Source organism: Amnibacterium setariae, from assembly GCF_003581425.1.
GTDB classification, from domain to species: Bacteria; Actinomycetota; Actinomycetes; order Actinomycetales; family Microbacteriaceae; genus Amnibacterium; species Amnibacterium setariae.
Window position 1 is genome coordinate 1,232,379 of sequence record NZ_QXTG01000002.1, and the last position, 22,620, is coordinate 1,254,998.

28 protein-coding genes are annotated in these 22,620 nt (G+C 76.2%); 12 read left to right on the forward strand and 16 right to left on the reverse strand.

Annotated elements, in window-relative coordinates:
* The first annotated feature begins 111 nt into the window (after positions 1-111).
* Positions 112-1,149, forward strand: coding sequence for an isopenicillin N synthase family dioxygenase (locus D1781_RS13940; RefSeq protein WP_119482828.1), 1,038 nt, complete (start codon positions 112-114; stop codon positions 1,147-1,149).
* A gap of 63 nt (positions 1,150-1,212) precedes the next feature.
* Entirely contained in the window at positions 1,213-2,316 is a 1,104-nt protein-coding gene (locus D1781_RS13945) for an epoxide hydrolase N-terminal domain-containing protein (RefSeq protein WP_119482829.1), read from the forward strand.
* Positions 2,317-2,322: 6 nt separating this feature from the next.
* On the opposite strand, the gene D1781_RS13950 is transcribed toward D1781_RS13945, so the two are convergent.
* The gene (locus D1781_RS13950; protein ID WP_119482830.1) at positions 2,323-2,586 is read right to left on the reverse strand and encodes a hypothetical protein; all 264 of its coding nucleotides are present in this window, start codon (positions 2,584-2,586) and stop codon (positions 2,323-2,325) included.
* A 174-nt stretch (positions 2,587-2,760) separates the two neighbouring features.
* Entirely contained in the window at positions 2,761-3,732 is a 972-nt protein-coding gene (locus D1781_RS13955; protein WP_119482831.1) for a zinc-binding dehydrogenase, read from the reverse strand.
* Positions 3,733-3,827: 95 nt separating this feature from the next.
* On the opposite strand from D1781_RS13955, the gene D1781_RS13960 reads away from it, so the two are divergent.
* On the forward strand, positions 3,828-4,388 hold the full coding sequence (locus D1781_RS13960; RefSeq protein WP_233551351.1) for a TetR/AcrR family transcriptional regulator: 561 nt from the start codon (positions 3,828-3,830) through the stop codon (positions 4,386-4,388).
* A gap of 25 nt (positions 4,389-4,413) precedes the next feature.
* On the opposite strand, the gene D1781_RS13965 is transcribed toward D1781_RS13960, so the two are convergent.
* On the reverse strand, positions 4,414-5,352 hold the full coding sequence (locus D1781_RS13965; protein WP_119482833.1) for a DMT family transporter: 939 nt from the start codon (positions 5,350-5,352) through the stop codon (positions 4,414-4,416).
* A gap of 161 nt (positions 5,353-5,513) precedes the next feature.
* Here D1781_RS13965 and D1781_RS13970 point away from each other — a divergent pair, with 161 nt between their 5' ends.
* Entirely contained in the window at positions 5,514-6,149 is a 636-nt protein-coding gene (locus D1781_RS13970) for a hypothetical protein (protein ID WP_147392105.1), read from the forward strand.
* A 79-nt stretch (positions 6,150-6,228) separates the two neighbouring features.
* On the forward strand, positions 6,229-7,128 hold the full coding sequence (gene lgt, locus D1781_RS13975) for a prolipoprotein diacylglyceryl transferase (protein ID WP_119482835.1): 900 nt from the start codon (positions 6,229-6,231) through the stop codon (positions 7,126-7,128).
* Here lgt and D1781_RS13980 read toward each other — a convergent pair.
* Positions 7,119-7,667 carry a putative immunity protein gene (locus D1781_RS13980; RefSeq protein WP_119482836.1) on the reverse strand — a complete coding sequence of 183 codons (549 nt, stop codon included), beginning with the start codon at positions 7,665-7,667 and terminating at the stop codon, positions 7,119-7,121. The genes lgt and D1781_RS13980 overlap by 10 nt on opposite strands.
* Positions 7,664-8,080, reverse strand: coding sequence for a RidA family protein (locus tag D1781_RS13985; protein ID WP_119482837.1), 417 nt, complete (start codon positions 8,078-8,080; stop codon positions 7,664-7,666). The genes D1781_RS13980 and D1781_RS13985 overlap by 4 nt, the downstream gene beginning before the upstream one ends.
* Positions 8,081-8,158: 78 nt before the next feature.
* Here D1781_RS13985 and D1781_RS13990 point away from each other — a divergent pair, with 78 nt between their 5' ends.
* Positions 8,159-8,542: a hypothetical protein gene (locus tag D1781_RS13990; protein ID WP_119482838.1), complete on the forward strand. Its 384-nt coding sequence runs from the start codon at positions 8,159-8,161 to the stop codon at positions 8,540-8,542.
* A gap of 33 nt (positions 8,543-8,575) precedes the next feature.
* Here D1781_RS13990 and D1781_RS13995 read toward each other — a convergent pair whose 3' ends face one another.
* Genes D1781_RS13995 through D1781_RS14015 form a run of 5 tightly spaced genes read right to left on the reverse strand, consistent with a single transcriptional unit; the run spans position 8,576 to position 12,572 of the window.
* Positions 8,576-9,097 (reverse strand): VanZ family protein, encoded by a 522-nt coding sequence (locus tag D1781_RS13995; protein WP_119482839.1) that lies wholly within the window; start codon positions 9,095-9,097, stop codon positions 8,576-8,578.
* 49 nt (positions 9,098-9,146) lie between these two features.
* Positions 9,147-9,758, reverse strand: coding sequence for a response regulator transcription factor (locus D1781_RS14000; RefSeq protein WP_119482840.1), 612 nt, complete (start codon positions 9,756-9,758; stop codon positions 9,147-9,149).
* The gene (locus tag D1781_RS14005) at positions 9,755-10,897 is read right to left on the reverse strand and encodes a sensor histidine kinase (RefSeq protein ID WP_147392106.1); all 1,143 of its coding nucleotides are present in this window, start codon (positions 10,895-10,897) and stop codon (positions 9,755-9,757) included. Before D1781_RS14005 ends, D1781_RS14000 begins: the two co-directional genes overlap by 4 nt.
* Before the next feature lie 20 nt (positions 10,898-10,917).
* Positions 10,918-11,661, reverse strand: coding sequence for an ABC transporter permease (locus D1781_RS14010; RefSeq protein ID WP_119482842.1), 744 nt, complete (start codon positions 11,659-11,661; stop codon positions 10,918-10,920).
* A complete protein-coding gene (locus D1781_RS14015; protein ID WP_119482843.1) occupies positions 11,658-12,572 on the reverse strand; it encodes an ABC transporter ATP-binding protein in 915 nt (304 codons plus the stop codon). Before D1781_RS14015 ends, D1781_RS14010 begins: the two co-directional genes overlap by 4 nt.
* Before the next feature lie 250 nt (positions 12,573-12,822).
* Here D1781_RS14015 and D1781_RS14020 point away from each other — a divergent pair, with 250 nt between their 5' ends.
* Positions 12,823-13,896, forward strand: a complete 1,074-nt coding sequence (locus D1781_RS14020; RefSeq protein WP_119482844.1) for a GAF domain-containing protein — start codon at positions 12,823-12,825, stop codon at positions 13,894-13,896.
* On the opposite strand, the gene D1781_RS14025 is transcribed toward D1781_RS14020, so the two are convergent.
* Positions 13,893-15,197: an alpha/beta fold hydrolase gene (locus D1781_RS14025; protein WP_233551352.1), complete on the reverse strand. Its 1,305-nt coding sequence runs from the start codon at positions 15,195-15,197 to the stop codon at positions 13,893-13,895. The two genes, D1781_RS14020 and D1781_RS14025, sit on opposite strands and share 4 nt — an antisense overlap.
* Before the next feature lie 68 nt (positions 15,198-15,265).
* On the opposite strand from D1781_RS14025, the gene D1781_RS14030 reads away from it, so the two are divergent.
* Genes D1781_RS14030 through D1781_RS14040 form a run of 3 tightly spaced genes read left to right on the forward strand, consistent with a single transcriptional unit; the run spans position 15,266 to position 17,383 of the window.
* Positions 15,266-16,480: a nuclease gene (locus D1781_RS14030; protein WP_119482845.1), complete on the forward strand. Its 1,215-nt coding sequence runs from the start codon at positions 15,266-15,268 to the stop codon at positions 16,478-16,480.
* 40 nt (positions 16,481-16,520) lie between these two features.
* Positions 16,521-16,733 (forward strand): hypothetical protein, encoded by a 213-nt coding sequence (locus D1781_RS14035; RefSeq protein WP_119482846.1) that lies wholly within the window; start codon positions 16,521-16,523, stop codon positions 16,731-16,733.
* Positions 16,730-17,383 (forward strand): HAD-IA family hydrolase, encoded by a 654-nt coding sequence (locus D1781_RS14040; RefSeq protein ID WP_233551353.1) that lies wholly within the window; start codon positions 16,730-16,732, stop codon positions 17,381-17,383. The genes D1781_RS14035 and D1781_RS14040 overlap by 4 nt, the downstream gene beginning before the upstream one ends.
* Here D1781_RS14040 and D1781_RS14045 read toward each other — a convergent pair.
* Positions 17,369-17,998, reverse strand: a complete 630-nt coding sequence (locus D1781_RS14045; protein ID WP_119482847.1) for a flagellar biosynthesis protein FlhF — start codon at positions 17,996-17,998, stop codon at positions 17,369-17,371. The genes D1781_RS14040 and D1781_RS14045 overlap by 15 nt on opposite strands.
* A 96-nt stretch (positions 17,999-18,094) precedes the next feature.
* Here D1781_RS14045 and D1781_RS14050 point away from each other — a divergent pair, with 96 nt between their 5' ends.
* Positions 18,095-18,721 carry a class I SAM-dependent methyltransferase gene (locus tag D1781_RS14050; RefSeq protein ID WP_158590107.1) on the forward strand — a complete coding sequence of 209 codons (627 nt, stop codon included), beginning with the start codon at positions 18,095-18,097 and terminating at the stop codon, positions 18,719-18,721.
* Between the two features lie 86 nt (positions 18,722-18,807).
* Here D1781_RS14050 and D1781_RS14055 read toward each other — a convergent pair whose 3' ends face one another.
* Positions 18,808-19,350: an acyl-CoA thioesterase gene (locus D1781_RS14055; RefSeq protein WP_199706702.1), complete on the reverse strand. Its 543-nt coding sequence runs from the start codon at positions 19,348-19,350 to the stop codon at positions 18,808-18,810.
* 165 nt (positions 19,351-19,515) lie between these two features.
* The gene (locus D1781_RS14060; protein ID WP_119482850.1) at positions 19,516-20,271 is read right to left on the reverse strand and encodes an SDR family NAD(P)-dependent oxidoreductase; all 756 of its coding nucleotides are present in this window, start codon (positions 20,269-20,271) and stop codon (positions 19,516-19,518) included.
* 136 nt (positions 20,272-20,407) lie between these two features.
* On the opposite strand from D1781_RS14060, the gene D1781_RS14065 reads away from it, so the two are divergent.
* On the forward strand, positions 20,408-21,280 hold the full coding sequence (locus tag D1781_RS14065; RefSeq protein ID WP_199706609.1) for a helix-turn-helix transcriptional regulator: 873 nt from the start codon (positions 20,408-20,410) through the stop codon (positions 21,278-21,280).
* 3 nt (positions 21,281-21,283) lie between these two features.
* Here D1781_RS14065 and D1781_RS14070 read toward each other — a convergent pair whose 3' ends face one another.
* Both D1781_RS14070 and D1781_RS14075 read right to left on the reverse strand, forming a co-directional pair.
* A complete protein-coding gene (locus tag D1781_RS14070) occupies positions 21,284-22,000 on the reverse strand; it encodes an anti-sigma factor (protein ID WP_119482851.1) in 717 nt (238 codons plus the stop codon).
* A complete protein-coding gene (locus D1781_RS14075) occupies positions 21,987-22,613 on the reverse strand; it encodes an RNA polymerase sigma factor (RefSeq protein WP_325048833.1) in 627 nt (208 codons plus the stop codon). Before D1781_RS14075 ends, D1781_RS14070 begins: the two co-directional genes overlap by 14 nt.
* Between the last annotated feature and the right edge of the window lie 7 nt (positions 22,614-22,620).

Below are 22,620 nucleotides of genomic sequence, written 5' to 3' on the forward strand. Positions count from 1 at the left end.
CACGTGCTCGGTAGCGTCGAGGCGCCGAGTTCAACGGACAGCGAGGCCCTCCGGGGTCGGGAAAGCGGACACCTCCGGCGATCAGTCCCGATCGACCCGCAAGGAGACCCCATGACCGAGTTCACCGTTCCCGTCGTCGACATCAGCGCGTACGTGCGCGACGGCGTCGAGGCCGACCGCGCCGCCGTCGCCGCCGCGATGGACGCCGCGTGCAGCGCCTTCGGCTTCGTCCAGATCGTCGGCCACGGCGTCCCGGGCGCGACCGCCGACGGGCTCGCCTCCGCCGTCGACGACCTGTTCGGGCTGCCGCTCGAGTCGAAGAAGCGGTGGCGCCGCCCGGCGGGCGAGAACCGCGGGTACACGCCGCCGAAGTCGGAGAGCCTCGCGCTCAGCCTCGGCGTGCAGTCCGAGACGCGCATGAAGGACTTCTTCGAGGCCTTCAACGTCGGCGCGGAGGCCGCCGACCACCCCGGCGAGGCGCTGCTGGCCGAGCACTACGCCGCGAACACGTGGCCGGAGGTCGCGGGCTTCCAGGAGCGCATCGACGCATGGCGGACCGAGGCCGCGCGCGTCGCCCGCACGATGTGCCGCATCTTCGAGGACGCCCTCCGCCTGCCCGCCGGCCTCCTCGCCCGGCAGGCGACGCACCCGATCGAGGTGCTCCGCATGAACAACTACGCCCTGCCCGAGGGGACCGCGGTCCAGCTCGACGAGGACATGATCGGCATGGGCGAGCACACCGACTACGGGATCGTCACGATCCTCTGGGCGGACCGGGTCAAGGGCCTGCAGGTGCTGCACGACGGCGTCTGGAACGACGTGATCCCGGTGGAGGGCGCCCTGCTCGTCAACCTCGGCGACCTCACGACCCGGCTCACGAACGAGCGATGGCCGTCCACCCTGCACCGCGTGAAGCCGCCGATCGTGGGCGGGACGATCCAGCGCCGCCGCTCCGCCGCGTTCTTCTTCGACGGCGACCCGGAGGCGCTGTTCGGCCCGCTCGACCCGTTCGTCGACGAGTCGCACCCGGCGCTCTACTCCCCCGTCACCGGCGACGAGCACTTCCGCGCGAAGCTCGCGGGCTCGCGCGCCGGGGTGCTGAACACGAAGGCGGAGCGCGAGTCGCAGCGCGTCGTCGCCGTCGGCTGACGCCGCAGGAGGGGCGGGCGACGCGCCGCTGCGGACGTCGGCCGCCCCTCCTAGCCTGCTCGCGTGAGCGATCCCGTCTCCGCCTCCCCGCCCGCCGTCACGGACGCCGCGATCGCCGACCTGCGCGACCGGCTCGCACGGTTCCGGCAGGTCGAGACCGCCCGCGGGCACGACCTCGACGGCACTGCGCCGGAGTGGATCGCGCGGCTCGTGCAGCGCTGGCGGGACGACTACGACTGGCGTGCGCACGAGCAGCGCGTCCGCGACCTGCCGTGGCGCCTCGTCGAGACGTCCCGCGGCCCGATCCGCGTCGTGCACCACCGCGTCCCCGGTGCCCCGACGGTCGTGCTGCTGCACGGCTGGCCCGACTCCGTGCTCCGGTTCGACCGCGTCGCACCGCTGCTGCGGGACCTCGACGTCATCGTCCCCGCCCTGCCCGGCTTCCCCTTCGCGGCGCCGGTGCCCTCCGGGGGCGTCGGCGCCGCGGAGGCGGGCGCGCTGCTCGCCGAGGCCCTGGCCGAGCTCGCGCCCGAGGGCGCGGTCCTCTCCGCCGGCGACGTCGGCACCGACGTCGCCGAGGGCGTCCTGCTGCACGACCGCAGCCGGGTGGCGGCGCTGCACTTCACGGACGTGTCGCAGTACCACTTCCTCCACGGGCTGCCCGAGGACCTCACGGCGGAGGAGCGCGCGTACGTCGAGCGCGGGCACGCGTGGCAGGCGGCGGAGGGCGCCTACATGCATGAGCAGTCGACGCGGCCGCTCACGCTCGCGGTCGGGCTCGGCGACTCCCCCGCCGGGCTGCTGGCCTGGATCGGCGAGAAGCTCGACCGGTGGACGGACCACGGCGGCGACCTCGCTGCGGTGTTCTCGGACGACGAGCTGCTGACGTGGATCTCCGCCTACTGGTTCACCGGCAGCATCGGCACCGCGATCACCCCGTACGCCGTGCCGAGCAGGAAGCCGGAGGACCGCGTCGCGATCCCGACCGTCTTCACGGTCTTCCCGCGCGACCTCGTGAACGCGCCGCGGTCGTTCGCGGAGCGGCTGTTCGACGTGCGCGGGTGGACGGAGCACGCGCACGGCGGCCACTTCGCCGCGTGGGAGCAGCCGGAGGCCTACGCGAGCGGCGTCCGCGCCGCGGTGGCTGCTCGCCGGCCGCTCCGGTAGCCCGCTTCAGCTCGCCCGGCGCCGCGCCGGAGGCTCGTCCCACTCGTTGAACGCCGGGTGCCCCGTCAGGCGCTCGAAGGCGCCCGCGTACCAGCTGGCCGCGTGCTTCGGCACCGAGTAGGTGATCGACAGGTCGTGCAGCTCGCACGGGACGCCCAGCTCGAGGTAGATCTTCTTCGCGTCCGTGACCAGATGGAGCCGGTCGTCGTACCGGATGCCGACGTTCCGGTGCTCGGGCGGACGGGCGGTCACCAGATCGGCGATGTTCACGGCTCGTGAGCTCCTTGCTCGTACCGCGAGGCCGTGCGCGCTCACGACCCCGCTCCTGCACCTCCGCCCCGGCCGTCGCGGACCTGCCGCGCGGGAGGCGAGGGATCGAGTCTCACCCGCGATGCCGAGAGCGTCGTGTGTGCGCACCCGGTGCGTCTCCGCCGCGCACCGGGCTCACCCGAGGGCGGGATCGAGCACGAAGCGGCCGAACAGGTCTCCGGCGTCCATCCGCCGGTGCGCCTCCGCGGCGGACCCGAGCGGGAGCACCGCCTCCACGACCGGGGTCGGCGCACCGCCCCGACCGGCCGCGGCGAGCTGCTCGGCGCGGACCCGGTCGCGATCCGCGACGGGCACCGTCGCGAGGCTGAAGCTCGCGAAGGACCGCGACCGCTGGAAGTCCCGCAGCAGCGCCGCGCCGAAGTCCGGCGGCGGGTACCCGCCGACCGCGCCGACGAGCACGAGCCGGCCGTTCGACGCGAGACGCTCGAGGAAGGCGGGCATCGCGGCCCCGCCGACGACGTCGATCACGACGTCGAACTCGGCGGGGGCGGAGGGATCCCCGGACCCGTCCCGGTCGAGCACGTGCGTCGCGCCGTGGGCCCGGAGCCGCGCCCCGCGCGCCGCCGACGACGTCGTCACGGCGACCGCGCTCGCGCCGCCGTGCACGGCGAGCTCGACGGTCGCGACGCCGATGCTGCCCGCCGCGCCGCGGACGAGCACCGACTCCCCCGCGGTGAACCGGGCGTGCGCGAGCGCGAAGTGCGCGACCACGCCCGCGCTGCCGAGCGCGACCGCATCGGCCGAGCCGGTCTCCGCGGGCAGGGCGACGACGTCGGCCACACCCGCGACCGCGAGCTCGGCGTAGCCGCCGCTCGTGCCCGTGAACGCCCACACCCGCCGGCCGATCCAGCCCAGGTCGACGCCCGCGCCGACGGTCTCCACGGCGCCGGCGACCTCGCTGCCGGGCACCATCCCCTGCGGGTACGCGGAGCCGAGCATGCCGCGGCGGATCATCGCGTCCACGCCGCCGACGCCGATCGCCTCGGTCCGGATCACGACCTGCCCGGGTCCGGCGACCGGATCCGGCACCTCCCGCACGACCAGCCCGTCCGGGTCGCCGAACCGCTCGATCACCGCTGCGCGCACTGCGCCACCTCCGTCTGGTCGATACTGCGGGGACGGTAGTGGACGCCTGCGTCCGCTTGACGGAAGTGGGAGCGATGGCCGCGACGGTGCCTCGGATGCGGTCCGACGCGCGCGAGAACCGGGACCGGATCGTCGCAGCAACCCGCGCGCTGTTCGGGGAGCGCGGGCTCGAGGTCGGGATGCGGGAGGTCGCGCGGCGGGCGGAGGTGGGCCCCGCGACCCTCTACCGGCGGTTCCCGACCCGGGACGCGCTCGTCGACGAGGCGTTCGCGGCCGAGATGCTCGCCTGCCGCCGGATCGTCGAGGACGGCTGCGGCGATCCCGACGCGTGGCGCGGGCTCACCACGACGATCCGCGCGCTGGTCGCCCTGTCCGTCCGCAACCGCGGCTTCGTCGATGCGCTGCTCGCGTCGGCGCCTCCGCCGCCGGGGCTGCTCGCGCACCGCCGGGAGCTGCTCGGGCTCCTCGACGGCCTGGCGGTCCGGGCGAAACGGGAGGGCGCGCTCCGCTCCGACGTCGCCGTCGGCGATCTCGTCCTCCTGCTGCAGGCCGGCCGGGGTCTCCCCGCCGGCCCGGCGGCGCGGGTCGACCGGGCGGCTCGTCGGTTCGCCGACCTGACGATCGACGCGCTCCGCACCCGGCCGGCGGGCCGCTGAACCCGCGCCGGCTCGCGCTCGCGCCTCACTCGGCGGCCCGGCGCGGGACCAGGACCACGAGTGCGAGCGCGGCGAGCAGCAGGAGCATCCCGAGCAGCGCGACCGGGGCGAGGCGCTCGCCGAGGACGGCGACGCCGAGCACCGCGGCGAGAGCGGGCTCCGCGAGGCTGAGCGTGCCGACCGCGGACGCGCTCGAGCGCCGCAGCCCGAAGACGAACGCGGCGTAGGCGGCGGCGGTCCCCGCGAGCCCGGTCCACGCGATCTGCAGCACCGTCGGCCCGTCGAGCAGCCCGTCGGGGTGCGCGACGAGCAGCGGCGACAGGAGGACGCCGGCCACGAGCAGGCTCGCGGCGGTCGCGGGCAGGGCCGGCGCCCCCGCGTCGAGGAACCGCTTCGCGGCGACCGTGTAGACGCCGTAGCAGGCGCCGGCGACGAGCGCGACGAGCACCCCGGCCGTCGAGGCGCTGCGCGGCCCGGCGGGGACGAGGACGAGCGCGCTGCCGGCGATCGCCGCCGCGGTCGCGAGCACCCAGCCGACGGCGATGCGCTCCCCCGTCCAGAGCCGCGCGCACAGCCCCGTCGCGACGGGGGCGACGCCGAGCGCGATCGCCGTGCCGAGCGCTGCGCCGAGCTCGTGCACCGCGTGGGCGAACGCCACCTGGTAGACCCCCGTCGCGATCGCGGCGAGCGCCACCCAGCCGCGCACGCCGCGACGGAGCAGCACGCCCCAGCCGCCCGTGCGGAGGCCGAGGAGCGCCAGGACCGCGCCGCCCACCAGGAGCCGGCCGACGCCGAGCGCGCCCGGATCGGCGGCGGGCCCCGCGAGCACCTGCGCCGGCCCGACCGTCCCCCACAGCGCCGCCGCGAGCAGCACGGCCGCCGGTCCGACGAGGCGGTGCCCGCTCCGTGCCCCGGCGACGGACCCCGATCGGTCCCGCGCACGCCGCGCCGTGATCGCTCCCACGCCGTGACCGTACGCACCCGTCGGGAGCGTCCCGTCCCGCGCCGTACGCCGTACGGCGGCAGGCCCGCTCCGCCGATCGCGGCCGTTCCCTCGCGGCGCGTCGCGCCCCTCCGCCGGATCCTGTGCGCCTGCCCCGGATCCGGCAGCGCTACCGTGCGCCCGTGCCCGTCGAGCCGCAGGACCAGCCGGACGCGCTGGAGGCGGCGCGACGGGCCCTGTACCGGCCCGGCGCGGGCGCCGAGGAGGTCGCCGCGTTCCAGCGGATGCGCACCGGGGCCCCGGCCGGCGGCGCGCACCCGGGGATGGACGCGGGCGCGCGGCCGCGCACGGTCCCGCGCCACCCGCTGCCGCTGCTGGGCGGCCTCGGTCTCGTCGTCCTGCTGGCGACGGGAGCCCTCACCGCGGTGCTCGCGCGGCAGGCACCGCCCGCGACGCAGCCGTCGGCCACGGCGCGGCCGCTCGCGACGGCCGCCGCAGCGGCCGTGCCGTCGGCGACCGCAACCGCGCCGACCGGGTCCGCCCTCCCGCCCGACTGGAAGGGCGCGCGGGTCGTGGCCGCCGCAGGACCCGCTCGCGGATCGCAGTACCTCCCGACCGGCGTCCCGGCGGAGGCGTTCCTCCTGCTCGTCGACTGCCCGACCGGGGACGGGACCTGGCGCGCGGCGTGGGACGGCCTCGTCACCCTCAGCGCACCGTGCGGGCGCCCGAGCGCCGTGCCGCTGACGCCGACGGGCGGCACCCTGCGGGTGAGCGTGGACGGCCTCGAGCCGTTCTCGGTGTCCCTGCTCGCACGCTGAACGGCGCGGCCGGGCGCCGCGCGGAGGCGCCGGGCCGGGCCAGACTCGGACGGTCCGCCGCGGACGTCGAAGGAGGACCGTGCCCGTTCCCGCCGCCATCCCCAGCCCGCCGACGGCGTGGGCGGAGCTGCACCTCGGCCCGCTGACCGTCCACACGTACGCGCTCTGCATCCTCGCCGGCATCGTCGCGGCGATCCTCGTGACGCAGCAGCGCCTCGCGCGGCGCGGCGTGCCGCGCGGGATCGTGCTCGACGTGGCGATCTGGGTCGTGCCCCTCGGGATCTTCGTCGCCCGGATCTACCACGTGCTCACGCACACCGGCGACTACTTCTTCGCGGGCGCGGACCTGTGGAACGTGCTCGCGATCTGGGACGGCGGGAACGCGATCTACGGCTCGATGCTCGGCGGCGCGCTCGGCATCTGGATCGGGTGCCGTCGCGCCGGGCTGCGGTTCTGGGCGTTCGTCGACGCGATGGCGCCGGGCATGCTGCTCGCGCAGGCGATCGGGCGGCTCGGCAACTGGTTCAACCACGAGCTCTTCGGGCTGCCGACGACCCTGCCGTGGGGCCTCGAGATCCCCGCCGGCGACCCGCACCTGCCGGCCGGCGTCGCGCCGGGAACCCTGTTCCACCCGCTGTTCCTCTACGAGATCGTCTGGAACCTGATCGGGATCGGCATCATCCTGCTGCTGGAGCGGCGCTTCCGACTCCAGCGGGGCCGGGCGATCGGCGTCTACCTCGTCTGGTACGGCCTCGGCCGCAGCTGGCTCGAGGCGATCCGCATCGACCCGACCAGCGACGCCTTCCTCGGCGTGCCCGCCAACGACTGGGCGTCGTTCGCGGCCGTCGCGATCGGCGTCGTCGTCCTCGTCGTGAAGGGCCGCCGGCACCGCGACCCCGAGCCCTCCCCCTGGCTGCCCGGGCGCGAGCCGATCGTGCAGGACACGACTGCTGCGGAGGTCGTGGCCGCTCAGCGCTGAGCGACCACCGCCTGGAGCAGGCGGATCGCGGCACCGAGATCGCCGGAGGCGAGCAGCCCGGGCCCGAGCGGGCCGGACGGGTCGTCGCCGAGACGCGGGAGGCGCGCGAGCGCCGTGCGCACGGCGGCCGTCATCGCGGCCGCCTGCCGCTGCACCTCGCGGTCCCGCGCTTCCGCGTCGTGCGGGTGGGCGAGCGCGGCAGCCCGCGACGCGTACGCGGCGGCGCCGAGCGCGTGCGCGCCCATGTGGGCGACGGCGGCGGCCTGCGCGGCGGCGCGCGCGGCCGCGGCGCCCGCCGGCGTCGTCGCCCGGTGCGCGGCGCGGCCGGCGACGAACCGGCGGCGGATCTCCCCGGCGGCGTCGAGCTCGCCGCGGGCGAAGGCCCGCGCGCGCTCGATCGCCTCGCGCGGCACCCCCACGCCCGGCGCCTCCGCCTCGAACACGGGCAGGACCCGCTCCGCGCAGTCCGCGGCCCACGCGGCGACCGTGCGCCGGTCCTCCTCCGTCAGCGTCTGCGCCGACACCGTCCCGGCCGTCATCGGGCGCCTCCAGCGGGGCGCGCCGCCGTCGCCTCGATCTCGACGAGCTGGTCCGCGTAGCCGAGCACGGTCACGCCGACCAGGGTCGCGGGCACCTCGAGGTCGCCGAGGCGCTCCCGCACGACCGCCCACGCGGCGCCGAGGTCGTCCCGCCGGCTCGAGGCGACGAGGATCCGGAGGAACGCGAGGTCGGTCCGCGCCGCCTCGCACGCCGCGAGCACCCGATCGAGGTTCTCGAGCGCGCGCCGCGTCTGCGCGACGAGGTCGCCCGGCGCCGTCGTCGTCCCGTCGTCCTCGAGCGGGCAGACCCCGGCGAGCAGCAGCAGCTCGCTCCCCTCCGCGACGGCCGCGGCGTCGGCGTACTCGGCGTGCCGCAGGTCGGTCGAGCGGAGGAGACGGACGGCGGGGGTCACACGGGAACCGTAGGCGGGCCCTCGCGATCCGGCCACCGAGGTGCGACCCTGAGGGCCCGACCGCCGAGGGAGGCCGCCGTGACGCCGCTGCACGAATTCCTGCGCTCCTGGGAGCGGGCGTGCGACCGGCGGGACCTGCCGAAGCTCGTCGCGGAGGTCGCCGTGCCGGAGGGGGCGCAGTCGCCGGCGGCGCGGATGGGCCGTGAGCACCTGCTCGCCTGCGCGCTCGACCCGCACGAGGCGGATGCGGTGCTCAGCGAGATCGCCCTGCTGACGCTGACCGACGACGGCGCCGAGACCTGGCGGCTCCGCCGCCTGAGCGGGCAGCAGGCCGCCTTCATCACCGGCGGCCGCCTGTCGGCGCACTTCGCGCGGTCGTTCGTGCTCGCGACGGCCGTGGTCCCCGCCTCGGCGTCGAGGCCGCGCCGAGCGCGCGAGGACGCGGCCGACGGCGGCCGCTGACGGGCGCTCCGACCCGCTCCGCTGAGCAGCCGCTCAGGCCCCGCCCGCGACCGCCTGCGGACCGGACCGGCGGAGTGGCAGGGCGACGAGGAGCGCGAGCGCGGCCAGCACGCCTCCCGCTGCCGCCCCGACCGCGTTGCTCCAGAGGTCGTCGGTGTCGCACGCGCGTCCGAGCGGCACCACGGCGCCCTGCACCACCTCGATGCTCGCGGAGAGGGCGACGGCACCGAGGACGACGAGCAGCGGACGCCGCGTCGCGAGGCCGCCGAAGTACGCGAGCGGGACGAACAGGACCATGTTCGCAAGGCCCGTCACCCCGGGCGAGAACGGTTCCCACTGGATCGCGCAGAACGCGGGCGCCGGCTCCGCGGAGGACGGCGTGAGCGTCAGCGCGAGCACCGCGACCCCGCCGAGCACGGCGAGCACCTGGAGCGCCCGGCGAGCCCGGTCCCCCGCCCGGACCAGGAGCAGGCCGGCGCCGACGCACGCCAGCACGAACCCCGCGAACAGCGCCGGCACGAAGGCGTGCAGCATCACCAGCGCCGTCGAGACCACCGCTGCACAGTACGGGCGCCCCGGTCGGCGGACCGCGCCGCACCGCCGCTCAGGCGAGCAGCCAGCCGCGCTCCGCGGCGATGCGGACCGCCTCCGCCGCGTTGCGGGCGCCCGTCTTGCCGATGCCGGCGGAGAGGTGGTTGCGCACCGTGCCCTCGGAGAGGTGCAGGCGCCCGGCCACCGCGAGCGCCGTGCCGTCGTCGCGGAAGGCGAGCAGCACGTCCCGCTCGCGCGGGCTGAGGGGCGAGGGACCGACGGCGAGCGACTCCGCGGCGAGGTCCGGGTCGACGACCCGCTCCCCCGCGGCGACGCGGCGGACGACCGCGGCGAGCCGGGCGGAGGGCGTGTCCTTCACCACGAAGCCGGAGGCGCCCGCCTCGAGCGCGAGCCGCAGGTAGCCCGGGCGGCCGAACGTCGTGACGATGAGGCTGCGGCAGGCCGGGTGCCGCGCCGCGAGCTCGCGCGCCGCGGCGATGCCGTCGAGCCCCGGCATCTCGACGTCGAGCAGCGCGACGTCGGCCCGGGCCGCTCGCGCCGCGTCGACGACCTCGTCGCCGCGACCGACCTGCGCGACGACCTCGAGGTCCTCCTCCAGGTCGAGCAGCGTCGCGAGCGCCCCGCGGACGAGCGCCTGGTCGTCCGCGACCAGCAGGCGGATCACCGCTGCACCCGCAGCTCGAACCCGCCGCCGGGTCGCGCCCCCGCGTCGAGTCGGGCGCCGACCGCGGCAGCGCGCTCGGCGAGGCCCCGCAGCCCCGACCCGCCCGCCGTCGCCGCCGCCGCCGGGGCCGCCCCGTCGTCGCGGATGCGCACGCCGTTCCGCGACAGGGCGATCGTGCACGTCGTGGCGGAGGCGTGCCGCAGCACGTTGGTGACGCCCTCCCGCACCGCCCACGCGGCGACGGACCGCAGCTCGGGCCGCACGACCGAGGCGGGCGACGGGACGTCGAGCGCGACGCCGCCGGCCGCGAGCGCCGTGCCGGCGACCGCGAGCTCGCCCTCGAGCGTCACGGAGCGGAACCCGGCGACCGCCTGCCGCAGATCCGCGAGCGCCTCCCGCGCGAGGCGCTCGACGTCCGCCATCTCGGCGTGCGCGGCGGCGGGGTCGCGCTCGGCGAGCTTGCCCGCCAGCTCCGACTTCACCGCGACGACCGTGAGCGAGTGGCCGAGCGAGTCGTGGAGGTCGCGGGCGAAGCGGGCCCGCTCCTCGTCGACCGCGAGCCGGGCGATCTCGTCGTTCGCCGCCCGCAGCCGCACGGTCTGCCGGACCTGGTGCCCGAAGGCGACCATGAGGGTGCCGACGCTCGCGGTGATCCACCACGTCGCGCCGATCGAGTCCGGGAACCCGAGGAGGGCGGCGAGACCGAGGGCCAGCGCGGTGACGACCCCGACGAGCACGAGCCCGGCCGCCTGCGACGACCAGGTGAACGCCGCGACGGAGAGCACCAGGATCCAGGTCCACATCGCCGCCTCGCCGACGAAGGGGAACAGCGCCGCCGAGAGGGCGAGCAGGCCGAGCGTCGCACCGACGCGCACCTCCTCCCGCTCCGGCCAGACCAGCGGCGGGACGAGCAGGTAGCAGGCGTAGTAGACGGCCAGCGCGACCGTCGCGACCACGCGCTCCCGCGTCGAGGCGCCTGGCGCGGACCAGACGCCGACGACCTCGAACACCTGGTAGATCAGGCCCACCGAGCCGCCGGCGTACCAGCGCCAGGCGCCGCGGTGGACCAGCCGGTCGAGCAGGCCCAGGTCGCCCCTCGCCGCGCCCATCAGCGGCGCCGTGCGCGTCACGTCCGTCACGAGCGTCACCGTAGCGACGGTCAGGCGCGGGCCGCGTCGCGCCGGTACCGCCACGTGATGAGGGCGGCGAGCACCACGGTCCAGGCCGCCAGCACCGCGATCGGCGCGAGCACGTCCCACGACCCGGCCGCGCCGAGCTGACCCAGCCGGTTGAGCCAGTACGAGGGCATCGCGCGGGCCACGTCCGACATCCAGGCGGGCAGGATCGAGAGCGGCACCCACAGGCCGCCGAGGATCGACAGGCCGAGGAACGTCACCATGAACAGCGGCTGCGCGAAGTCCGGGGGCGCGAACTGGCCGATCAGGATCGCGATGAGCGCGAAGGGCACGATGCCGATCCACAGCCCCGCCCCCGCCGCGAACCAGGCGGCCGCACCGAGGTGCGCGTGGAGGGCGAGCACGGACACGAGCACCACCGCGGTGATCGCGACGGCCGCGATCAGCAGCGCGGCGACGATCTTCGAGGCGAGGTAGACGAGCCCGGTGAGCGGGGTGAGGCGCAGCTGGCGGTTCCAGCCGATCGCGCGCTCGTTGACGATCGCGAAGGCCTGGGACAGCCCGGCCATCATCGCGCCGTACCCGCCCATCTGGACGGTCGTCTCGACGACCCACGGCAGGCGGAGCGCGTGGTCGATCGCACCGTTCGCGCCGTACGCGGTGCCGAAGATCAGCAGCATCGCGATCGGCACCACGAAGGTGAAGACGAGCGAGCGCACGTTGCGCAGCTGGCGGCCCGCTTCGAGCAGGACGTAGCGGGGGTTCATCGGGACTCCTCGGCGGGTGCGGTGGTCAGGGCGAGGAACGCGTCGTCCATCGTGCGGGCGGCGACCTCGACGTCGTGGGCGTCGGCCCGCTCCGCGAGCACGAGCCGGAGCACGGCGTCGGAATCGGTGGTCGCGATGCGCAGCCGGTCGGCGCGGGCGTCGACGAGCTGCACGGCGGGCAGCGCCCGGAGGCGGTCGTCGAAGCCGTCGACCGGCCGGCGGAGCGCGAAGGCGAGGGTCCGGCCCGCCACGACGGCCTTCACCTCGGCGGGGGTGCCGTCGGCGACGACCCGGCCGCGACGCATCATGACGACCCGGTCGGCGGAGGCGTCGGCCTCCTCGAGGTAGTGGGTCGCGAAGACGACGGTGCGGCCGGTTCCGGTGAGCTCCCGCATCGAGGCCCAGAAGGCGCGACGCCCCTCCACGTCCATCGCGGCGGTCGGCTCGTCGAGGATCAGCAGCTCCGGGTCGGAGACGATCGCGACCGCGAACCGGGCCCGCTGCAGCTGGCCGCCGGAGAGCCGGCCGACCTTCTGCTTCGCGAAGGCGGTGACGCCGGCGCGCTCGAGGGCCTCGGCGACCGGCAGGGGGTGGCGGTGCGCCGCGGCGACGAGCGCGACGCTCTCCGCGACCGTGGTGGTGGGCAGGAGCGCACCGCCCTGCAGCATCGCGCCGACGCGGCCGGCGACGACCGCGTCGCGCGGGGCGCCGCCGAACAGCTCCGCGGTGCCGCCGGAGGGGCGGGCGAGGCCGAGCGCGAGGTCGATCGACGTCGACTTGCCGGCGCCGTTCGGGCCGAGCAGGGCGACCACCTCGCCGCGCTCGATGGTGAGGTCGACGCCGTCGACGGCGGTGAGCGGCCCGAAGCGCTTGACGAGCCCGGTGAGCCGGATGGGCGGTGCAGCGGTCATGGCTCGAGGTTCCCGCGCGAGCGCCGCCGGTGCCTCGGCCCGCTGTCACGACCGTGCCATGACATTCCTCACGGGTCGATCTCGCGGATCCGCAGTTCCGACCCGACACGCCGGTCGCGTCATACGCGCGCACGGCGTGTCGGGCTGGATCTGCGGATCCGCGAAGGAAGTGCGGATCCGCGAAGTCGAGCGCATGAGCGTTCGGAGGGGCCGCTGCTCGATCCTCAGCCGGACCCGCCAGGATGCGGGAGTGTCCGCGCCGTCGCCCGCTCCCGTCGGGGAGCTCCGGGAGGTGCGCCGCGGCGGCTTCACCATCAGCCGGCTGCACCGCACGGGGCCGGACCCGTTCCGCGCGCTGCTCATCGGCGGCCGTGCCGTGGTCGGGCCGACCCGGCCGGAGTCGGACGCGCGCTGGTTCGCGGAGCACCTCGCGGACCGCACCTGGCTGCGGCTGCGCCGCGGGATCGACCTCGACGTGCTGTGGGAGCTGCGGCCCGTGCTGCAGGCGATCCGCGGCTCCGCGACCTCCTGGCGGCTGTGGCGGTACGACGCGGTGGTCATCATGCTCGCCGCGGCCGCCGGCGGCTCGGGGTCCCGCGTACGCCTCACCGGCGTGCCCCGCCTCGTCGCGGCGGTGCTCGAGCGCATCGCCGCGCTCAGCCGAGTGCTCGTGGTCACCTTCGACCCGGCCACGGGCCGCCCGTCGGTCCGGCGCGGCGGCGAGGACCCGGCCTCGGTGGAGCGCATCACCGTGCCGCGCGACGCCAGGGACGGGGCGGACCGGCTCGCCGCCACCTTCGCCGCGGCGGCCGTCGCCACCGACCGGCCCCGGCCACCGAGCCCGCGGCCGACCGACGAACCCGGCCGGCTGAAGGCGCTGCGGGAGCTGGATCTGCTCGACCGGGCCGTCTCCCCCGAGCTGCTCCGGCTCGTCCGCGGCGCGCAGCAGGCGTTCGACACCGACCTGGTCTCGATCAACGTGCTCGAGGACGAGCGCGCGGTCGCGCTCGCGGTCTCCGGCGGGGTGCGGGCGATGGAGCTGCCGCGCCGCCTCGCGCTCTGCAACCTCGCGATCGCCTCGCGGGACGCCGTGGTCGTGGAGGACGCCTGGGCGCACCCGGAGCTCGCCGAGAACCCGCTGCTGCACGGCACCCGGCCCATCCGCTTCTTCGCGGCGTACCCGATCGAGTCGGTCGACGGCCACCGGATCGGCGCCTTCTGCCTCTACGACGCCGAGCCGCGGTCCGCGGACGAGGTCGACGTCGGCCTGCTGCGCGACCTCGCCCTGCTCGCCGAGGTGGAGATCGCGCAGCTGGGCCGCTAGCGCCGGGGGCCGCCGCGGTCGTCGAGCATCCGCTGGAGGTGCCGCACGACCTCGCCGCCGCTCGCGCGGATGCCGTCGTGCTCCCACTCGTCCGTGACCCAGGTCGTCAGGTTCGCGATCTCGCCCGCCGTCTGCAGCTGCAGGTCCGCGTCCACGTAGAGGTCGTCGAAGTAGACGGCGGCGACGACCGGCACCTCGTTGGCCGCGAGGCGCGCGTGGTCGTACCGCGCGGGCCAGTCGGCGCGCTCCTGCAGCACGTGGACGGCGGGACCGAACGGCCGCAGCAGGCGGATCTCCTCGAACATCCACGGGTAGAACATCTCGCCGGTGAACCGCAGCGGCCGCGCGGTCTCCGCGAACTCGGGGTGCCGCTCGTGCTCGGTCCGCACCGCCCAGCGGGTGGCGCCGGAGGTGTCGTCCGTGTACTCCGCCGCCTCCTGCAGGGCCGCCCAGAGCGGGTTCTCCGCGAACGACGTCGCGGTCTGCACCGCCTCGAGGAAGGCGTCGGAGAGCCGGCCGCCGCTCCCGAACGCCGTGTCGAGCAGCCAGTGCAGCTCCTCGAACCCGTGCTGCATCCCGAACCGGGCGCCGCCCGCGAACTGCAGCCGCCGCACGGTGAGGCGGTCGCCGTCGGGCAGGCGGACGTCCTCCGCGGCGAGGAGGTCCGCGATGCGGGCGATCACCGCGGCGTCGCCCGGGTAGCGCTGCTCGAACCGCCGGTTCTTCGCGAGCGCGCGCGGGTACGTGCGGCGGTACAGGTCGGCGGCGTCGGGGTGCAACGACGGCAGGCCGCCCGTGATCATCGACGCCGCGAGGCCCTCGGGCGCCGCGGACAGGTACTCGAGCGTGATCCAGCCGCCGTAGCTCTGGCCGAACGTCGTCCACCGCCGACCGCCGTACACGGTCTTCCGGAGGTGCTCCGCGTCCCGGACGATCGAGTCCGCGCGGAACCGGGCGAGGAAGTCCGCGCCCTCCTCCGCGCTGCCGAAGCCCGCCATGCGCGCCGCGTCCACCCGTGAGCTGCGTCCGGTCCCCCGCTGGTCGAGCAGCACGACCCGGTGGCGCTCGAGCAGCACGCCGATCCAGCTCGACGCGTCGACGGGGCGCGGCGAGGCGCCGCCGGGCCCGCCCTGGAGGAAGAGGACGAGCGGCAGGTCCTCGTGCGAGCGGTGCGCGGCCGTCAGCTCCCGCGCGAAGAGGGTGATCGACGGGCCGTCGTCGGGAGCGGACCAGTCGAGCGGCACCGCGACCTCGTGGTCGGTCACGTGCAGGCCGGGCATCGTGTACTCCGCGGTGATCACGCGACGATCCTGCCCCGGGGTTCCGACGGCTCGCCGCCGAGCAGCGGCCGTCGCCGGAGTCCCGAGCCGTGAGCACGCCCGCACCCGCCTCGACCGGGTCCGACCGCCGCCGCCGAGCGATCGGCCTCGTCGTCGCCCTGCTGGCCGCGCTGACGACGGGTGCCGCGGGCGACGACCCGGTGGTCGCGCTCACGGTGCGGATCACGACGGCCGGCGGCGCCGTCGTCACGCGCACGACCCGGTCCGTCGTGCCGAGGACGGCGGTCCCCCGCGTCGGTGACCAGGTGCGGGTGCGGTTCGACCCGGCGGACCCGGCCGAGGTGCTGCTCGACCTGCGGCGCCGACGTCCACGCTCCGCGCGCTGTCGGCCGGGCGCGCGAGACTGCCGGAGGCGGAGGGGGCGCATGAGCGGGTCGTCGCATCTCGTGATCACCGGACGCGCGGTCGTGGTCGGCAAGGAGCCCGACGGCGACTCCGTGCGGTTCGCGCCCGACGACCCCGCGCTCCTGCGGCTGCTGGACCACGGCGACCGGGCGCGGGTGTCCGCGGACGGCAGCGTGCAGCTGCGCTTCGACGGCGTCGACGCTCCCGAGCTGCACTACCAGGACGCTGCGCAGCCGCTCGGCGCGGCAGCGCGCGACCGGCTGCTCGAGCGCCTCGGCTTCACGGCCGTCGAGGTCGCCGCCGACGGCACGACGATCGCCGCCGCGACGCCCGAGCAGGTGCGGATCGCGGTCCTCGCCCGGCTCGTCGAGATCAACGGGCGCCCTGTCGCCGTGGTGCTCGCGGGCGGGGCCGCGGACGCGCTGGCGCCCTCGGCCGGGCGGTGGATCGAGCTGACGCCCGCGCTGCTGGCGTCGTCCGTGAACGCCTGGGCCGCCTCGACCGGGACGGCGTACCCGATGCTCTACAGCTCGACGGACACCGCCCTCCGCGACGCGTTCCGGGAAGCCGCCCGGACGGCCCGTGCCGCCCGGCTCGGCGTCTGGGCGCGGGACTCGTCGGCGTCGTTCTCCGTCGCCGACGCGGCGGCGATCGGCCCGGACGGCGCGCTCGTCTGGCCGAAGCTCTTCCGCCGCGCCGCCGACTTCGTCCGCCTCCGTCGGCCCGGCGACACCCTGCCGGCCTGGCTGGCCGCGACACCGCTGCAGGACGACGACGTCCTCGTCGGGCCGGGCCCGGGCGGCACGGCCGCCGTCCCGCTCCACACCCTGCTCGAGCAGGACGGCGAGCGGGTCGTCTTCTCGGCGGACCCGGTCGACCTCACCGTCGTGGAGCGGTGACACGGGCGGAACGCCCAGGGCCCGCCCGTAGCGTCGCCCCATGAGCGATGCGACCGAGGACCAGCCGACCCAGGACGGCCCGATCATGGACGGCGCCGAGGATGCGACGAAGGACGAGCAGCTCTCGGGGCTCATCGAGCAGGTCGTGAACGACCACGAGGACGAGGGCGCGAGCGGCATGGCCGACCGCCTCCGCGACCGGCTGCCCGCCACGGAGGCGGCGCCGGAGGACCCGGGCGACACGGTCGAGTGACCCCGGACCGAGCGCCCGGCCCGGCCGTCCGCTGGCTGCTGCTCGACGTCGGCGGCGTGCTCGAGCTCGTCGACGACGCCGCGTGGCCGCTGCGCTTCCGGGCGCGCTGGGCCGAGCGCCTCGGGCTGACCGAGCAGGAGTACGACCGGCGGCTCGAGTCCGCGAACCTGCCGGACACGCGCGTCGCGACGGGCGTCGCGGACCGGTTCTGGTCCGGCTACGGCGCGGCGCTCGGCGCGACGCCGGCGCAGACCGCCGAGCTGGTCGGGGACTTCTGGGACGAGTACTGCGGCGTCGTGAACGCGGAGCTGCTCGCGGCGCTGCGCTCGCTGCGCGGCGCGGTCGGGCTGGCGATCCTCTCCAACTCGGGCGACGGCGCCCGCGAGGAGGAGGAGCGGCGGTTCGGCTTCGCGAGCCTGTTCGACCCGATCCTGTACAGCCACGAGATCGGCGTGAGCAAGCCGGATGGGCGGGCGTTCGCGATCGCGCTCGCGCAGATGGACGCCCGGCCGCACGAGGTGCTGTTCATCGACGACGTCGACGAGAACGTCGAGTCGGCGCGACGGCTGGGCCTGCACGCGCACCTCCACGAGGACACCGCGGGCACGCTCGCGGTGATCGCGCAGGCGGTCGGATCAGCCGCCCGCTGACCGGGGCGCCGAGCAGAACGCCGTCGTGCTGGTCCTGGTGATCCGCTGCTCCCAGCGGCTGCCGGCCCGGCTCGCCCCGAACTCGTCCAGCCCGCCGGACAGCACCTGCTCGGCCCGACGCGCCTGCTCGAGCGACGACGGCTCGCCGCCTGCCGACGGCACGTCGGCGGTCCAGTCGTGCGTGCGGACGAAGGCCTCGAGCCGGGCGAGCTGCGCCAGGCCGGCCGGGGTGGGGTGCGCGAGGGCGACGAAGAACTCGAGGTGACAGCCCGCCGGATCCCCTGGGACCGTGAGCCGCGCCTCCACCGCGCGCGGCTCCGCGGACGGGCTCGGCGCCGCGGTCGTCGGCGCGGGGCCGCTGCGCGCAGCGACGATGCCGACGCCCAGGGCGGCGAGGGCGAGGCCGCCGACGAGCAGCGGGACGAGGAGCCGTCCGCGCCGACGAGGGCGCGACGGGATCGCGACGGCCGGCTCCGGATCCGGCGCGATCGACCGGTCCTCCTGCGCCGCCTCGGCCGTCAGCGCGGCGATCACCGCCGGGTCCGGGTTCCGCCCGTACACGCGGGCGAGGCGGTCGCGGCGGTCCTCGAGCCCGGAGGACGACCGCTCGTGCACGCCGCGAGTGTGCCGCTCCCGCGGGGCCGCGGCAACCGGTCGTCCCCGGGGCCGGGGGCGCCGCGGATGTCGGACGCCGCTGCTCGGATGCTCGACATGACCCCCGAGGAGCAGCCCGAGCGCGCCGGTCTCGAGGCCGTGCAGCGTGCGTACGGGTCGTGGTCGGCCGCCTACATCGACCTGTTCGACGGCGCGGGCAAGGCGTCCCAGGAGGACCGCGACCGCATCACCCGGTGGGCCCGGTCGGTGACGGGGCCCGTCCTCGACGCGGGGTGCGGACCCGGGCACTGGTCGGCGCACCTGCACGGGCTCGGCGTCGAGGTCGAGGGCGTCGACGCGACCCCGGCCTTCGTCGAGCACGCGCGGCGGGCGCATCCGGAGGTCGCGTTCCGGCAGGGCGACCTCCGCCGCCTCGACCTCGCCCCGGCGTCGCTCGGCGGGGTGCTCGCCTGGTTCTCCCTCATCCACACGGAGCCGGACGAGGTCCGCGGAGCCCTCGCATCGTTCGCGGCCGCGCTCCGGCCGGGCGGCTCGCTGCTCATCGGCTTCTTCAGCGGTGCGGCGCTCGCGCCGTTCGAGCACCGCGTGGTGACGGCGTGGGCGTGGCCGCCTGACGACCTCGCGCACGCCGTCGAGGACGCGGGTCTCGAGGTGGTGGACCGGGACGAGCAGGTGCAGCCCTCCGGACGGGTCTTCGCGAGCATGCGCGCGCGCCGACGCTGAGGCCCGCGCTGCGGGGGCGGTCCGCTGCTGGTGCGCGGGCGCGCTCGGCGGGATCTGCAGCGGCGGGCCCCGTCAGCCGGCGCGGGTCAGACCCAGACGCTGGGCGCCGCCGACCGCGTGGACGGCAGCGCGACCGCCGCCGCCCAGTCCTGCAGCCAGGGGTCGGGCGGGGCGGTCGCGGTGTCGACGCCGAGCAGCTCCCCCAGCTCCGCGGTGCGGACCACGCCTCCGGAGCGGCGGAGGAACACCCCGCGCACGACGCCGCGGGCGAAGACCTCGCCGTCGACGGTGAAGCGCTGCTCCATGAACACGGAGCGCTCGTCGTAGCCCGTGATCCGGGACTCGAGCACGAACCGCTGCCCGAGCCGGAGCGACTTGCGGTAGGTCATCGTGGACGACGACACCACCGGGTACAGGCCCTGCTCGACCATCCGCCGCCAGAGCCCGGTGCGCAGCAGCAGGTCCCAGCGCCCGATGTCCATCAGCGACAGGTACTTGCCGTTGTTGACGTGCCCGAAGACGTCGATGTCGGTCGGCAGGGCCCGCATGCCGAGCCGCCCGACGTCGCCGACGGCGAGCCGCGACCGGCGGCGCCAGGTCCGCCGCACGAGCAGGGTCCGGAACCACATGTGCACGGCGGGACGGTAGCCATCCCACGGCCATCGGCGCCGATCGTTGGAGGAGCCGGACAACCCGGCCTCCCTCCCCCGCGACGCGGACTTGTCACCTCCTGCCCTCTCGACGACGTCGGAAGGGCGTTTGGTGACAAGTCCGCGCCTTGACGGTGCGGATCGTCAGAGGTTCTGGCCGCCCGAGACCTCGATGCGGGCGCCGTCGACCCAGCGGAAGTCGTCCGACAGGATCGCGGCGACGGCGGAGCCGATCTCGTCCGCCTCGCCCGCACGGCCGAGCGCGACCTGGTGGGCGACCGCCTCCGCCACCTGGGGCACGTCGCGCACGGCGCCCCCGCCGAAGTCGGTGGCGATGGCGCCCGGGGCGACGACGTTGACGCGGATGCCGCGCGCCGCCAGCTCCTGCGCCTGGTAGCGGGTGAGCACCTCGACGGCGCCCTTCGTGGCGGCGTAGGCGCTGTAGCCGGGGCCGGTGAAGCGGGCGAGCCCGGAGGACACGTTCAGCACGCGGCCGCCGTCGGCGAGCACGGGCAGCAGCCGCTGCGTGAGGAAGAACGGCGCCTTCAGGTTGGTCAGCAGCACGCGGTCGAACTGCTCCTCCGTGGTGTCCGCGAAGAGGGCGAGCTCGCCGATGCCCGCGTTGTTCACGAGGGCGTCGAGCCGCTCGGCCCCGAACCCGTCGCGCAGCGCCTGCTGCACCTCGTCGACCAGCGTCCCGATCGACCCGGGCTCGGCCGCGTCGAACCGCAGCATGCGCGCGGTCCCGCCCGCGGCGGCGATGCCCGCAGCGACCTCGTCGGCCGCCTGCCGGTTGCTGCTGTACGTCCCGATGACGCCCCAGCCCGCGCGAGCCAGGTGCTCGGCCATGCTGCGGCCCAGGCCGCGGCTCGCTCCGGTGATCAGCACGATCCTGCTCATGAGCACTCCTCCTCGTCGTCCGCGGCGTCCGCCGCTGGATCCACCGTGCCGCCGCCGGCGGCGCGTTCCCCCGCCGCGCTCATCCCCGGATCGACGGTCCGGGGATGCGACGCGGCAGGCGCAGCACACTGGAGGCGTGGATCGACAGCAGCTCGGCGAGTTCCTCCGCAGCCGACGGGAACGCCTCCGCCCGGAGGACGTGGGCCTGATCGGCGGCGGCCGCCGGCGCACGCCCGGCCTGCGCCGCGACGAGGTCGCGCTGCTCGCGAACATGTCCACGGACTACTACGAGCGCATCGAGCAGGGTCGCGGGCCGCAGCCGTCGGAGGCGATGCTCGGCGGCATCGCCCGCGCCCTGCGGCTCACCCTCGAGGAGCGGGACCACCTCTACCTCCTCGGCGGCCGGCAGGCGCCGCCCGCGCACGTGCCCTCCTCCTGGGCCGACCCCGGCCTGATGACGATCCTCGACGCGCTCGCGCCGACCGTGCCGGCGCTGATCACCGGCGAGCTGAGCGCCGTCGTCGCGCAGAACACGATGAACGTCGCCCTCCTCGGCCCGCTGGCGGACCGCGGCGGGCAGGAGGGCAACTTCCTCTGGCACTGGTTCACCGACCCCGCCTACTCGGTGCTCTACGCGGAGAACGACCGCCGGGCGCTCGGCCGCACGTACGTCGCGGAGCTGCGCGCCGGGACGGCGCGCCGGCAGGGCGACCGGGCCGCGCTCGCCCTGGTGGACCGCCTGCTCGCGGCGAGCGAGGAGTTCCGGGAGCTCTGGGCGCTGCAGGAGGTGGCCGCGGCGAACCGGTCGACGCGGAAGGTGCTGCAGCATCCCGTCGTCGGCCGGCTCGACTGCCTCTGCGACGTGGTCGTCAGCCCGCCTTCGGGGCAGCGACTCGTGCTGTTCCGCGGCTCGCCCGGCACGGACGCGGCGGAGAAGCTCGCGCTGCTGTCCGTGATCGGCAGCCAGGACCTCGCGGCGGAGGCGTCCCGGGCGCAGCAGGGCTCGTAGCGGCTAGGACCGCAGCGCGCCCCGCACGATCGAGTCGCCGGAGTGCGCCGGGTTCCCGTCCCGCGGCTCGTCGGAGACGTCGACGAGGCGGAACCGGTCGAGGTCGAGCCCCGCGGGCACCGCGAACGTGCCGCGCTCGCCGTGCAGCATCCCGAGGCTGACGAGCCGCTTCGCGCCGTCGGTCATCAACCACACCTCGTGGTCGCTGGTCGAGGCCGCCCGCACGTCGGTCCGCACCTCGAGCACCCGCTTCCCGTCCGGCAGCGCCTCCACCACGGCGGTGCCGCTGCTGCCGGGCCACCCCGGGAACGCGTCCAGCGAGGCGGCGGCGATCCGCTGCGGCTGCTGCCGCAGCGCGAGCAGGCCGGCGGCCGTGCCGCCGACGACGAGCACGGCGGCCGCCGCGGCGACCACGGCGACGATGCGCCGCCGCCGGTTCCGCGGCCGCAGCGGCACGACCACGGCGGGCTCCCGATCGGCCGGCGCCCCGGCGAGCGCGGGGTCGAGGCCGAGCTCGTCGACGATGCCGGCCCAGACGCGCGGGCTCGGCTCCTCGAGCACCGGCTCGTCGCGGCGGGCGGCGCGCACCGGCCGGGCGTAGCGGTCCACCTCGGCGGCGCAGTCCGCACATCCGGCGACGTGCAGCCGGTCGCTCGCGGGCACGGCGTGCTCCTCGCCGAGGGCGAGCAGCGCCAGGAGGTCGGCGTCAGGATGCGGCATCGGCCACCTCCAGGCGCAGCCGCATCCGCTCGAGGCTGCGGCGGATCAGGCTCTTGACCGTGCCGAGCGGCATGCCGAGCCGCTCCCCGATCTGCTGGTGCGTCAGGTCGTCGTAGAACGCGAGGCGCACCACCTGCTGCGCCCGCGGCGGGAGCCGGGCGAGCTCGTCCTCGACGAGCACCCGGTCGGCGAGGTCGACCGTGGTCGCCGGCTCGTCGTCCCACTCATCCGGCAGCTGCGACGCCGCCGTGCGGGCGCGGGCGCTCAGAGCGTCGGCGATCTGGTTCCGGGTGATCCCCACGAGCCAGGCGGACAGCGCCGCGCGGTCGGGGTCGAACGTCTCGCGGCGCCGCCAGGCGGCGACGAAGACCCGCTGCACGACGTCCTCCGCATCCTGAACGTGGCCGAGGCCGCGGAGCGCGAGCGTGTAGACGAGGGCGCTCCAGCTCCGGTACGCGGCCGCGAGCGCCGCTTCGTCGCCGGCGCGGAAGGAGGCGCCGAGGACGCGCACGTCCTCGTGCACCGGTTCGTCCTCGATCGCGCTGATGCCGCAGGGTACCGCGACGTCCGCGACGGCGGGCCGCTCGCCGATCAGCGCTCGACCCGCCGTCACGGTCCCG

What these genes read in the sequence shown, in the direction of transcription:
- D1781_RS13940 (WP_119482828.1), top strand. Translation starts at nt 112, where the DNA reads ATGACCGAGTTCACCGTTCCCGTCGTCGACATCAGCGCGTACGTGCGC.
- D1781_RS13960 (WP_233551351.1), top strand. Translation starts at nt 3,828, where the DNA reads ATGCGGTCCGACGCGCGCGAGAACCGGGACCGGATCGTCGCAGCAACC.
- D1781_RS13980 (WP_119482836.1), bottom strand. Translation starts at nt 7,667, where the DNA reads ATGACGGCCGGGACGGTGTCGGCGCAGACGCTGACGGAGGAGGACCGG.
- D1781_RS14010 (WP_119482842.1), bottom strand. Translation starts at nt 11,661, where the DNA reads ATGAACCCCCGCTACGTCCTGCTCGAAGCGGGCCGCCAGCTGCGCAAC.
- D1781_RS14015 (WP_119482843.1), bottom strand. Translation starts at nt 12,572, where the DNA reads ATGACCGCTGCACCGCCCATCCGGCTCACCGGGCTCGTCAAGCGCTTC.
- D1781_RS14035 (WP_119482846.1), top strand. Translation starts at nt 16,521, where the DNA reads ATGAGCGATGCGACCGAGGACCAGCCGACCCAGGACGGCCCGATCATG.
- D1781_RS14050 (WP_158590107.1), top strand. Translation starts at nt 18,095, where the DNA reads ATGACCCCCGAGGAGCAGCCCGAGCGCGCCGGTCTCGAGGCCGTGCAG.
- D1781_RS14055 (WP_199706702.1), bottom strand. Translation starts at nt 19,350, where the DNA reads ATGTGGTTCCGGACCCTGCTCGTGCGGCGGACCTGGCGCCGCCGGTCG.
- D1781_RS14060 (WP_119482850.1), bottom strand. Translation starts at nt 20,271, where the DNA reads ATGAGCAGGATCGTGCTGATCACCGGAGCGAGCCGCGGCCTGGGCCGC.
- D1781_RS14070 (WP_119482851.1), bottom strand. Translation starts at nt 22,000, where the DNA reads ATGCCGCATCCTGACGCCGACCTCCTGGCGCTGCTCGCCCTCGGCGAG.